We start from the raw sequence: 13,746 nt of genomic DNA on the forward strand, positions 1-13,746 counted from the left end.
ATCTTCTCCTCTGCCGTTGCGGCGATTCGGTGTTTTGAAGGCCTGTACTGAGAACGTCAAATGACACTGATTTGAACATTCTTACCTTTTTCTGTTGAGACAGTTTTACGGTTTTGCGAACCGTGTATCCGGAAGATCCGCGTTGATCACTACTTTCTCCACGACTATTCGTTCAGCATCCTTCAGCCCGACACCATGGGTTTCCATCTTGAAGGGAATCATCACGCCGTCGATGCGGCGGTAATCGCTAAGTAGCGTCGTCATCGCACGCGAACGACCACCGACATCCCTGATACCATCGACCTTGACATCCAGGAACGTCGCAGCATCCACCCATACCCGACGCACATCTCCATCGCGTAACGCCACCCTGAGTTTATAAGCGCGTACCCCATTTACGCTATCCATACCTTCCATGCGGATTTGACTGCCCTTGGCGGCGGCATTAATCAGCAGACCGTCTAGCTCCTGTTGGGAAGCGGCAATTTTTATCTCCGCCGGACTGAACGATTCGACCGTCGTGCGTCCCATGAAAGGCCGAACCTTCCATCCTGCGCTACCGTCGTAGACCTGAATCGCGGTATCGCCAGCGAAGTCAAGCTCCAGCCGACTTTTGCGCGGTCGCTTCAACTCCAGCCGAAACGGCAAAGCAATCACCTCCTCTGGCTTTACGGGCGTTTCAGCGATCATCATGCGGCGCTGACCAGGGCGCAGATTCGACGGACCCGTTGAGTAGCTATCAACCGTGCCGGGAGGAGTGGGATGGGTCCGCCCAGCATCGATCTTACCTACAAAGGAAATCGAACGAATAGCACCCCAAGCGGTTGCTCCACCCCGTGCCACGACATTCTTATCGACAACTTGTGCTGCACCCAACGGTGGGGTTTCTGCCCGCGCAGCCGAGGTCAGGAAAACTATCACGCCCAAACACACGCATAATTTTGAGGGAATGGAAAGACGATAGTGGTTGTTCATAATGTGCTTTTCCTTTTCATCCAATATTATTCCGACCCAGCTATTCGACCACCAGGTCGTCCGCATGGAACGCGCCAACCGCAATATTTACCCGGTTACCGCGCCGCACCACTTGACTGGCATTTCCAAAAATAATGAAATAATCCCGCCCAGCCACCAACGACGACACTTGTCGCAGCTCACCGACATTTTCCATTGCCGGAACCGCCAGCATCGCGCCGCTCGGTTTGTCGGTCAAATACGGTTTGGCTTGATGATCGAGCAGCAACCTCGCCTTTTCCGGGTCCGTAACCTGGTATTTAAATTGCAGCATCCAATTGGAAGAAACCAGCCGCACGCCCGTTACGTTAATACCCCACATTCGCTCCATTTGCGGGTTGTGGTTGATGCGCCAGGCGTGCGCGGCATTGCGCGGATCTTCCTGGCTATCAGCGTAAGCTCCGTTGCAGAACCCAAGGATGGCTAGCAAGATGAAGGGACCGACAATGCTACGAACGGCATAGTGCCGGCTGTCCGTTATAAGGGACGCGCCACTTTCCCCACGCACCCTACCAGCAACGCGCGACCAGCCTGAAACCTCCCTGTGCAGCGCTGTATATTTTTGCTCATTCATGCGATCCCCTTGGCTGCTTATTGCCTGCTTATTGCCTGCTTATTGCCCACTTATTGCCCACTTATTGCGTCGTACCCTTGAGGGTAGCGACCTGCGTGCTACCAGCCACACCCCCGCTATTGTCGCGCACCAATAATGATGCGGTGACCGCTCCCCCCAACGCCAGCGGATGATAAGTCACCGTGATCCCGCAGGTAGCGCCGCTAGCCAATGTGGCACCACAGTTACTCACTATCGCGAACTGGGCCGGATTACTCGATGTAATACCGGCTATCGTCAGCAATGACTTTCCGCTATTCGAAAGCTGCACCGTACCGGTCCCGCAGGCCGCCTGTCCAGGCGTACCGCAGTTGAGCGCAGAGGGTATCGATGCTGGCGTTAATGCACTCAACTGCGCAACCGGCTGGGTCGTCCCGTTCACTGCCGCTGCCAGTGCAGTCAATGGGTTAGCGGTCGCCACCAATGCATTTGTACTGGCGATCAGTGACGCTGTACGCAGCAGTATATTTGCTCCCCCGACAATCCCGTTATTGACCTGCGTCGCGCCGATGTCAAACCCCGGTAAGCGACCAGTTGTAGGCCGTGGCGCACCCAGATAATCGATGCTTGTTGCTCTGATCAGACTGTCTGGATCCGCGCCTATGCCGTTGTTATATGCGGCACCGCTATTTGTAATGCTGTAGTTACCGTAGGGTACTGCACCTGGTTGAAGCGGATCAGTCAATGACAGCGGACCATATTTCAGATCGACAAAGTTTCCGGCCTCATCCAGTGTGACACCGGCAACCATGCTGAACGGCGGCAGGAAGGGCTGACCTGGCTCGAACTTCATCCCAGGATTGGCGCGCGGGCCGTTACAGTAGCTCTTGGTCAGCCCAGGATCACTCACGCTGATACCTCGGCCAGGATTGCTGCCATAGATAGAACCTGCTGGCGAAAGGACCGAGTTGTACATATCCGTTACGGTGAATCTGGATGCTGCCGCCGAAACATCGCCGACCGTACCAATATCCCAATACGCTGGCGTACCGGTGCAGTCGCTGGCATTTACCGACGGTGGCAGCACGTTGCAGGTCCGATCGTTGGTATTGTTGCTCGAGCAAACGTTGGATGCACCCGCACCTCCCGTTGCGTCGACAAAGAACGACCTGTTATGCCAAATGATGTCATTAAATATATCGGGGTTGGAATAAGTATTACGCGCCTTGGTCGCAGAGACCGGCACCCGCGCCGAAGCAGTTGTCGGCAACACTGCAAGCAGTGCCGGCGAAGTCATTTCAGTGCTGATACCAGCCGGGCTTGCATACGATGTGGTAGGACCACGGCCATTGATGCCAAACAAGGCGCCGACGATGGCGGCACTATCGTTGTTAGCGATCGTATTTTCATGAATCACCGCCTTCAGCGTATCCACCAGCGAGATACCACCACCCGACCAGCCCGCCACGTTATTCGTGATGATATTGTTGGTGATGGTTGCCCGATACCATTTTTCCGGATTGGTTGGGTTGCTGATAACGTCGTTGCCGTTCACCTGTTGCAACCGAATTCCACCGCCATGACCGGACTGCGCAAAATTACCAACGATCAGATTCGAATCAATCGTGATATTGCCAGTACCGTTGGAAAACGTGGTGTTGGTAGTCAGATCGCCTTCAATATCGATCCCGCCGCCATGCACGGTCGTCGTCTGTTGCGCACTCTGATTAAACAATATTTTATTATGGGCGATCACACCGTTCATATTGACACCGATGGCACCGATACCGCCGCCGCCGCCGTTGCTATAGTTGCCGCAAATGAAGTTGTAATTCACCGCATAATTATCGGTACCGGTGCAGATGGATACGCCTGCTCCAGCGCCTGTTACGTTGGCCCCGCCAGCTCCCGGTGTCGCTTCGACGGTGCCGTTATTGGTGATGGCGTTGTGATGAATATTCACGCCGACGTCATAGCCATAACCATTTACAGGAGGGGTTTCTTCCTCAAATGGGGAGCCGATCCGTAAGCCGCCATGCATAGAGCTGGAATTGCTATAGATGCGGTTATTCGAAATTTCAAGTCCATGGGTCCAACCGTTGGCGTAGATGCCGCCGCCCGCATCGCTGCCAGTGATACTTAGGCCATCTATCCGCGATTTAGCACAGCGGAAGTTCGAATCGCCCATATTCCAGCCGGTCGGTTGTATGGCGACCTTGCTAGGCACGCCCAGATTTTTCGCGATCACCGCAAAATAATTGCTCGGTCCATTGTCTCCAGAAGTCGTACTGGCGCAATCGCTTTGCGGTAGATTTTTGGCCAGAACGGCTATTCCAGGCCCTTCTTCTGTCGCCAGTATGGTTGGTTCGAGCAGCACGACGCCACCGGTGATGGGAGTTTGGGTCGGAAGCGGATCGATTTGCGGTTTATCGCTCAGATTACCGGTGGTGACATCCACCCCGAACAGCTTGTTAATTCTGGGTCTCCAGTCTTCCAGCTTTTGGGTCGGATATTTCGCAGCATTGATCACTACCGAGGCAGCGCCTACGCCTTGTAATTGCACCGGTTTCCACATGATCAACAGTTCAGGATAGGTTCCCGCATCCACAATGATCAGATCGCCAGGCCGGGCGCTATCGATCGCGTCTTGAATCGGATGCGGAAAGCCAGCACCCGATGCCGTGGCTGGGCTCGGATTAAAAAAGGCGGGTTTCACCACTACGGGTACCGCACCCCCGACAGTCAGCGTGACCGAATCCACACTAGACAATCCCGCTGCATTGGTGATCAGCAACTCACCGGTCGCCATACCGCTTGGGACCGTTGCAGTAATGTTGGCGTCGGACCATGACACATTGGTCAGGGCCACACCATTGATACTAATCGTGCCCGCAGTCGGACCGAACCCATAGTGCCGTTTGACCGTGCGCTGGTTGAATGGCGCGCTAGTCGCACTAGGTCCCTGATATGCCGGATTTGGTACATCCACATCGCCCAGCGCGGTGATCTTCACAATATGCGTACCGTCAGCCGCAGCCACCCAGGGTCCTACGTTGTCGCCGTCAACGCGTTTAATGGAAGGCGTGCTGTCGGGATAATTGCAATCGGCCGGATTGTAACCATCGGCAAACGCAGCCACTGGCAACACAGGCGTATCAAGATAGACAGTTGCACCCGGCATGTACGGGTTGGTATAGCAAAAATGGCTGAATGAGGGATTGAACAATGGGTCCGAAATCAATTGTCCCAAGGTTGAAGAACCGGGGCGCATATCGACGATTGGACCGGAATCATTCATACAAGCGATCAGCATATTCGGAGAATATCCAGACGGATTCGGTACGTTGACTTGCCAGGTCGATGGTGCCATACCGTTATAGGTACCCCATTGATCGGAATACACCCGTGAAATTTCCACGCCATGCATATCGCGGATCGATACCGGCGCATGGGCGATGGCGAATTTTTCACCGAAATCGGGCGAGACGGCATTGATTTCAGTCGCAGCATCGTCAAGTATCAAGCCAGTGAAATGCGCAGCAACCGGCGTATTACTGTAGATGAAGAAACTTGCTTTGCCGGTCGCCTGATCGGCAAGCTGTACTTCCTTACGATCGCAGAGCGGTTTGATCGCACCCGCGAACGGTGCTACCTGACCGGAGCCGGGAAACAGACTCATGAAATCAGGCACCGTACGCAATGTCCCGACGCAGGTTGGAAACTGGACTTTAGCGCCCTGGAACCCAAGGCTGGTGGTGGCATTATTCGGATTCTTCGGATTGTAATATGCACCCACCTGGGCTTGATCAGGCATGATGAAAATATTGGCCAGCGCACTGAATTGCTGGGCTGCCGGTGCTACCCACGCGTCGCCGATCAAGATGTTCTTATCTTCTTCCTTAACAATCTCATATCCGGCCGGAGGAATAATTTCGACCACATATCTCCCCGGTGCCAGAGGCAAGCCCGCAGCATCGGTCGTAAAGGCATAGGCACCATCGTAGACCGCAGGTTGCACCTGGTTCCATAGATGGAAGCCGTCATAGCACTTGAACTGGTTAGATGCGCCAAGTGTGTAAGTCAGGAAAGGATCTTGACCGTCTTGTCCCGGACACACCATATTCGGTGACCCATCGGCTTTGGTCCCGGTCGCGTAATCGTCCCAGCTGGTGGTCTTAGTGGTGTTCACAAGGGTGAGCGCTGTCGTGCCGTCCGCATTCAGCAACTTTTTATACAAATTAACGATGACGCGGGGGACGCCCGGCTCCCATTTAAACTGCACCTCAAGGCTCGGATCATCAAAGCCACGGGTCGAGGCATACACCACCATGCCTTGAATCCCCCCGTTTTCGCCGACATTGAAAGGCCGCTTGCCCCAATCCAAAATTTGACTCTGGTTGATGAAACCTTGCAAGCCTTCGTACAGCACGCTACCACTGTCCTTACGGTTGGTGCCGTTACTCAATCCCGGTGGGACAGCACCAAAACTCTTACCCGTAATCGGGTCATTCCAGACATACGAAGAGTTGAGAATGCCGCCAGTTTTTGAACACGGCATGGCACTATTCTGGTTAGCTGCGCCAACCGTGCCCTGCCCGGTAACCGGTTGATAGGTCACGCAGTCGGGCAAGCCACCAGCGTCGACCGTGACGTTGACGCCGGTACCCGTAAAGCGGGTACGGTCTGATTCGACCACATACCAGTTAAATAGAGGGAAAAGCTCGTAAAACACCGCATTGCCATCGGAATCGGTCGGTAATACGTTGGAGACGGAACCATCGCGGAACCGAATTGTGACGGGTACCTGCGCGATACCGGGCTCGCCAGCATCCCGCGTGCCATTGCCGTTTTGATCAATATAGGTACTCGTCACCACACGCGTGAACCAACTAAATACCGGGATATTGCCCAATGCCACCGCACCCGACGGCACCGGATTACCATTTTTATCCGGCGTGTTGCTGGCCAATACCTGGACCGACTTGAAGGCGATGATCTGGTCCAGCCAATGGTCCCAGATGACTAGCATGTAAGAACCCACAGGAATATTAGTGAGCGTGAAATTACCATCATCGTCGCAAGCAGCGTAGCCAATATTCAGGCCCAGCTCACCTTCCTGATTGAGACCTACCATGCAAGACGTTGCAGCCAGCGGCCCACGCGCACCGGAATCCCATAAGGTTTCCTTGACCGGACGTGACATATGCAGGCTAGTAATCCGTCCCGATACCGTCGTCGTGGCAAGCGCAACCGGTCCGGTGACAGGAGGTCCTTCGTTATCGGCACTTGGTGCAGGTGGAATCCCACTTACAGGAACATGCGTCGCAATAATATTTTGTTGAGCGATATGGGCGGGATTCACGAAACCAATAAATGTGTGGAAGCCTGGAGGTCCAAATTCCTGGAAGTAAGCAGGCTCACCTGATTTGACAAAAGCATCCTGCGCCGGCGTGCCTTCCAGAGTAGATACCTGATGCCATATTTCTCCTGCACCACGTCGCACCGCACCGGGATGTGCCATCACGTCAAAGCGGCCAGGCATCAGGTTTTTAACCAGCGCCTGCCCTTGCAAAACGTAATCCGCGCTAGGATTAGCTGGATCGATAGGGTCATTAGGGCAAGTCAGAATTACGCCGGTCAGGTCCTTCCCCGCGTAATTAGGACTGGTAGAACTTGTGCCAGAATTGGTGGGGCTATAAACATTTGGGCAACCGGGTGATCCCAGCAACGCATTCGTCAATGGCATGTTGAAGGCATCGTAAGTTATCTGACCGATCGCATCGCCGGAGCGACCGGCGGTATCCCAGATACGGATTTCAAATCCTCCCAGCCCGTTTTCGGTCGCATCGGGATCGCCATTGGTTGGGCTGCCGTCTTCAAAAATATACACCGACAGTTGTGCTGGGCGCAAAGGATTCGGCTCCACTTTAATAGTGGTCGGTGGATATCCAGCCCCGGCTAACGGTGCAATCTGGCCGCCACTGATCGTATGTCCGCATTTGGCGTCATTGGCACCGGCAGCGCTAGGGGTTAAGCAATCCGGGGTGAGCAGAGGATCACCCGCGAAGGCACCTACAAACGGATTAGCAGCATCACCCGGCAAGATGGAGATGTAATACCACTTGTTCGGATCAAGCGCGACATCGGACGGCAGCGAACGCGGTTTCGGCACAACGACGGTACCGCCGACGCTCTGTGCATCCATACAACTTAATGTTCCGGTACAGCCGGAAGCCACGACCGGCATGTAGCTACGGAAAAAACTAGTGGCTAAACTAGGCGTCGGTTTCCCGTTGATGATCGGTGGTGTCACACCGACATTCGCATTGTGCCAGGTCTGATCCTCTTCTATGATCCAGCTGTAATCGTTGAGCAATACCGTCCCGCTCTGGGCATCGACCAGCGTTATCGGCAAGCCGCTTCCCGCCGGAAACACCACTGTCGCGGTTTGGGCGGGACTGGCGGTACCCTGACTATTCACTGATGCGAACTGGAACGTACAGGTAGCGGGGGCAGCCGCACAAGGTGTCGCGGTAAAGGAGCCGTCGCTACCCAGCGCTACCCAGCTCGGCGCAACCCCAGCGAACTTAGCAGTCAGCGGATAGCCGTTGGGGTCAGTTGCACCTTGCAGCAGACCAGCGCCGCGCGGCACTTTAAGCAGCGATGCGACATTGCTTGGATAGGCGGTCGTCGCAGTATTGTTATAAATTCGTCCCACGGCAGTCGGTGCAGCACCGGTTGCCTCGAAGGTGATCGATACCAACGCACACACGGTGGCCGAATCATTGCCGCAATAGGTAAAACTATCAATCGTAGCCGTACTCGTACTGGCCGGAGCAGTGGTCACCGTATAGCTAAATTTGCCATTAGTGTTAAGCGTCACGTTGCCGTGCGCCAACACAGCGGTGGACGTGGTGGCGCCATTGGTCAACGCCTGCCCCTGAATGACAGCGCGGACCACCCCAATGTCATTGGTCAGTACGTTGTCGCTCAAGGCGGTCGCGTTCGGTGAGAGCGTGTAATAGTCAGGGTTGGCCGTCGCTGTCACCGCTGGTTTGGCACTGGTACCGATGTTTGTGTTGAGGGCACGCACCAACGCAGCACCGGTCAGCGTGGCGGTTCTCGCTGGCGCGACGACCAAGTATCCCTGCATTCCTCCCCTAGTCTCGTTGCCTGATGTCAGCCCAAGCCCCCGATCAAAAAATGGATACACCGCATCGGTGTATCTTCTTTGCGTCCCGGTCGCTGCGCTAGCCCGGGGAAGCACCAATGCATCAATCGTTTTACCCGGGGGCATGTTGACTTCATTCTGCACCTTGGTGTTACCCGGTGCCACGTTGCCATCCTCGCCGATCAGCGTAAACGGTAGTCCGACGACGGCGGGAGTATGGGTGCGTAAGCCTGCATTTACCATCCGCACCATGATGTTGCCCGTGACGGCGTCGCTGCCGGCCAAATCGGGCAATACCGTAGATGAGTCTGCGGGGCTGGTTTGATTGTAGGGTTTGCCATTCACCATAAAGTAAGTCGGTGCATAGTTGACTGCCGCCGGATAACACGGCACCTGCGCTACGCCGGTGGCGACGGGCTTTTGCGATTGGGTGCAACGCGCATCATTCCAACGGATCGATTCGCTGGTTCCGGCTACCGCTGCTGCATCCACCGCCGTATTCTGGTTCACATCAATCTCAGAAAATAGCAAGGTTGCATCCATGTCGTAAGGCACGCCTACCAATCTGGCAAGTGGCGATGGTGTGCCAGCGTAATTAGCATACGCGCCAGGAAAAGCATGGCCGGGAGACTCCAGCGTTTGCGATGCCTCGGCACTCCCTGGCTCCTCGATTTCATACGTTGGCCTGCGCGTTACAATCAGCACGCCATACAAACCCATCGGTGCCTGCAAAGACGGATGACTTCCGGTTTCATATAAGTAAGTACCCGGCTTGAGGTACTGAGGATTCCTGGCTGCTGGCGCAATATTCGTATTCCATGTGTAGGCGATCGTGCCGTTGAAGGCGGCCTCCTGACCAAAGGCGCGGGCGCGCATGCCCTGTTGCGGTGGGGTGAAACCAGCCGCCGCTTGAGCTGGCCAGGTAGTTGCAGTTTGCGGTGGATGGTCAACCGGCGTGACGTCCCGCGTAGGGCTCCCCGCACTACCGCCAATCTGCCCAAGGATCACGAGCGAAGTGGAAGTGCCCGCCGCCAGATTATTTTTTACACTGATATTGAGTTGATTTCCGATCGGCACAACAATCGTCGGCCCGGGCGCCCAGACCGTATTGGCTATCGTCTTGGTTGTTCCAGCCACCGCAGTGCTGCATGGGTTGACGTTAAGTAGCACACCGCCGCTTAACGCCGGACTTTGCGCACGGTCATCTGAACAGTAGCCCCACATCGGAACGATGGTGCCGTCAGGCAGCGTTTTACTCATGCGCTGCGCGCTCAGATGCACCGTCGTGAGCGCACCAGACTGTGCCATTGCTGAGGTTGCCGTCAGGGCCATCGCGGTTGCAACAATGGCGAATTTAAGCGGTAACCGTTTGAATATAATTGTCATTTTCATTTTTATCCTCACCTGTCACAAGGCGACTATCCATCGACAATCATCGATCTCAGTCGATCCCGGTAGCTCAAATCCACTTACAACCTCTCGTCGATTGCTGCCCCCGGAGGATCAATGATCATCATCATCATCATCCCTCCCGGAAACACATCGTTTGTCGTAATCTCTCGCTCATCGTGCGAATGCCACATGAAGGCGTAGCCTGCGCTAGGATTTTGCGAGGTGGCCGTGGGCGGCAACGGTCGTGTGATCGGCTGTACCCCACCGCTGTCTACGGCCTGGAGACCAAGGTAAGGCGTTCCGCCGTACCAGAAGCCATTGGTAACAACCTGGGGGTCTGGCGGCGTAACCGGCATCGGCTTGTTATGATCGGCACACCACTCGCCATAGTTGGGCGTCACCCCGGGTATGGCAGGCGGATTGCTGGCATCGGTATAAAACCCCGCAGTATCCGGATGACATGGAACGGGATCCACCGCACCGGGACCGCCTGCAAATTTATGACCGTAGACGTCCCAGTTCAAGCCCTTGCCGGTCCAGGTAAATAGCGCGTCCACCGATTGCCCTGACACCGAAGGAAAAGTAAAAATCAGCGGCCCGGCGAGACTGGTCTGATCAACCGTTGATAGCAACAGATTGCCATCCCTTGCCAACACCCGCGCATGATTGCCGTGGATGTGTAGCGGATGTTGGATTCGCCCTTGACCGATCTCCCGTACCAGCATCGTTTCACCCGGATGCACATGCGGATTGCCGTTATAAGGCTGCGCCGGATAAGCCGGAGAGAAAGAGCTGTCCATGTCATCCGGCATAGAACGCCCGTTGATCAGGAAATAATTCGGATGAAACGGTTCGGTTTTGACGACGATGGGCGCGCATATCTTGGCACCGCCAAGCAATGCACTATCACAAGCCTGAACCTGATCCAGGGCCGCTGAGTGTATAGTAGAGTCCATCTCTGACAGTTGAAACAAATACTCGCGGTCATAACATGTTTGCGGGTGCCCGTAGGCAGAGGTGGCAAGCCTGAAATCGGCTTGACTACCGAGCGCGGACTTATTGCAGCGCGCCGGGGCCGTTTTTGGTAACACGATGATCGCGCCGTATAAACCCATTTCAATTTGCAGCTCTGCCTGTGTGCCGCTGTGGTAGCCATAGGTACCAGGTTTGGTCGCTTCAAACGAATAGCGCACTGTCTGCCCGCGTGCCGCCTCACGGGTGAGGATGCCCGCCGTACCGTTGGTGGTGGAGGGATGGCAAATCCCACCGCTGATGGGACCGAAACAAACCTGGAATCCGGGAAATACGATCGAGGTATTTCCCGCAGCTACCGGTAACGCATTAGCGAGTTCAAGAGTGACCATATCACCTTCGGTCACGATCAACGTCGGCCCCGGCAATTGCATGACACCACAATAGCTTGTACTGGTCATCGCTGCCGGTGCGAAACCTGCGGGCGACGCTGGCACTACCACGCCAGGCGCAGAACCCGTTTTGCCGCAACCATATCCCCAGGAATAGATTAACGCGCCATCCGGCTGCGATGAATAGCCAGCGCTTGCCACCAGCGAGAACACCGGCGTAGTAGCGCCGCCCGTAATGCCGGGCACGGCCGCTTGCGCGGGAACGCTCCAGCAACCGCACACAGCGATCACCGCTATATTCAACGTCATGATCGCCTTAGCGAACGCCCCGATACCTCTGTGTAGTAGGTTCTCCACAGCCCCTCCTATAGAACGTGAATTTCAGTCATCATGCCGCCGAAATTTTCAGCATCATTTGACAAATGGTCAAGTTGGGTCGTGTAAAGAAAATAGGTCCCCACCGGAACCGTACTGACATCGAGGATCACATCGGCTGACTCTCCTCCTCCGATGGTCACCGAGTTGGTGGTGTAGTACAGATTTTCACCAGCGGTATCGCGCAGCAGCCGGGCATGGAAACCGATCACCAGCATCGGCACGCCGACGGTCGCCAACGTGTGATATTCAGTCACGCTCAAATTCGATACCCGCAGCAAGGCTCTGGTCTGGCCGCCAGTTTTATTAATCGTGATCAGCGTGGGCTGAACCTGCGATTCGCGCGCTACCCCGTCGCTGGCAGCGGTAGTCATGGCACCGCCGGGTAAAGGATTGGTAGATGCAGTAGGCAGACCCGCATAGCCGGGTACGCCGATTGTATCGGGATAACCACGTCCGCTAAGCAGGAAGTATTTATCCTTCATATCAGCGAATGGCTCAGGATTAAACGTCATACCAATAAAGTGGAAGTTAGGATCGAATCCCATCATCTGGATCGGATATTCGACGTCATAGCGGGTGGAACCATCGCCGTCGTTATACGCATATTTGGCGCCCGCGATCTGTACTACACCGCTATCCTTACCAGGAAGCGGAGTGGAACATAGAATGTCTTTCTTACAGTCTTCGGGTGGAAAAGTCGCATTCGGATAGTGCGCTGCGACGCGCTTGGAAATAGGTACGGTGGGGTAAAGATAGTCATGCAAGGCGATGTAAAGATTTTCCCCTGGTGCTAGCCGATTCTGGCGTGGGCGGACAAACAGTTGACCCACCATCCCCATCTGTAAATGCTCCGGCGGCGTAATATGGCAATGCCAGAAATAGGTGCCGGCGTCGGGCGCCGTGTAATAGTAGGTAAAACTACCCGCGATATTAATGGCGACCGATGCATCCGGCACGCCATCGAAAAAAGACGACGCGTTGGGATAACCGTGGAAGTGAACCGTGTGCTGCTCGAAAAGATCCGGCCGCATGATCATCCCGACATTCGACAGCGTCAGAAAGAATTCATCATCTTCGTCAATCGCCATCATCGGTCCGGGCGCTTGCGCCGCTAGTACACCGTTATTCATCATGAGTGCCGGTTCCGTGATGGCGGCATTGTTCGGCGCGGTACCATCCCCCGGAAACACCGGGCCGGCAAATGCACCATTAAACACCTTAGCGACTTCGGTCCCGGGCAAACCGTTATTCAAATCGGCCAACCCAGACAATGCACCGAAGCCGAACAAATAGATCTGCTGTCCATCTGCCATCGTGGCAAATCCGTCTCCACCCGAAATATGCTGGCACTTGATCTGGGGGTTGGCATTGGCGGCTGAGGGCCGGGTGGGGTCGCCGACAATCATCGAGTCGACCTTTCCGTCGAGCGATTTATGCAGCGCCGTACCATTCGGACACTGCACACGAAAGTTCTGTGCGCCGACATGGGTGCTAGCTATAACGAGCAGTAAAGCGGTCAAGCCGCTGTAACTCAACTTCGTGATAAACATCACGACCTCCTTCACTTCGTCAATAGAATGTGAACTTCATCTATACCGTTTGCTGTGAAGCATGATGGCAGAGCGGTTTGCGCAATTTTTTGCATACATTGTTCGGGGGAGATGCGTCATCAGTGACTTCACTGCACGCAGCGCCGGTTCAGCTCGGTCTTCTGGCCAAGAAACCATTCGCTTTGGTGCAGCTAAATCGCTTCTTCCGAATCAGTGCAACCTATTTTTCTTTCCATTTCCCTTGTCATAAGAATACGTTTCTTAACAGAGAAAAAATAGGAGGGTTACCACCCAAACTGATGGTAGGGTATCCATTGTATGAAC

The 13,746-nt window shown here is 54.9% G+C and carries 5 protein-coding genes; all 5 read right to left on the reverse strand.

The features are described from left to right. Positions 1-105: 105 nt before the first annotated feature. Complete coding sequence (locus ACXX82_RS05750; protein WP_323506031.1) at positions 106-975, reverse strand: LolA-like protein; 870 nt, start codon at positions 973-975, stop codon at positions 106-108. A gap of 40 nt (positions 976-1,015) precedes the next feature. Next, complete coding sequence (locus ACXX82_RS05755; protein WP_322232646.1) at positions 1,016-1,588, reverse strand: hypothetical protein; 573 nt, start codon at positions 1,586-1,588, stop codon at positions 1,016-1,018. Between the two features lie 61 nt (positions 1,589-1,649). After that, positions 1,650-10,130 carry a hypothetical protein gene (locus tag ACXX82_RS05760; RefSeq protein ID WP_458562594.1) on the reverse strand — a complete coding sequence of 2,827 codons (8,481 nt, stop codon included), beginning with the start codon at positions 10,128-10,130 and terminating at the stop codon, positions 1,650-1,652. 77 nt (positions 10,131-10,207) lie between these two features. Further along, positions 10,208-11,803, reverse strand: a complete 1,596-nt coding sequence (locus ACXX82_RS05765) for a multicopper oxidase domain-containing protein (RefSeq protein WP_322232650.1) — start codon at positions 11,801-11,803, stop codon at positions 10,208-10,210. A gap of 56 nt (positions 11,804-11,859) precedes the next feature. Continuing rightward, positions 11,860-13,422: a multicopper oxidase domain-containing protein gene (locus ACXX82_RS05770; protein ID WP_322232652.1), complete on the reverse strand. Its 1,563-nt coding sequence runs from the start codon at positions 13,420-13,422 to the stop codon at positions 11,860-11,862. Between the last annotated feature and the right edge of the window lie 324 nt (positions 13,423-13,746).

This window comes from Glaciimonas sp. GNP009 (assembly GCF_054343755.1).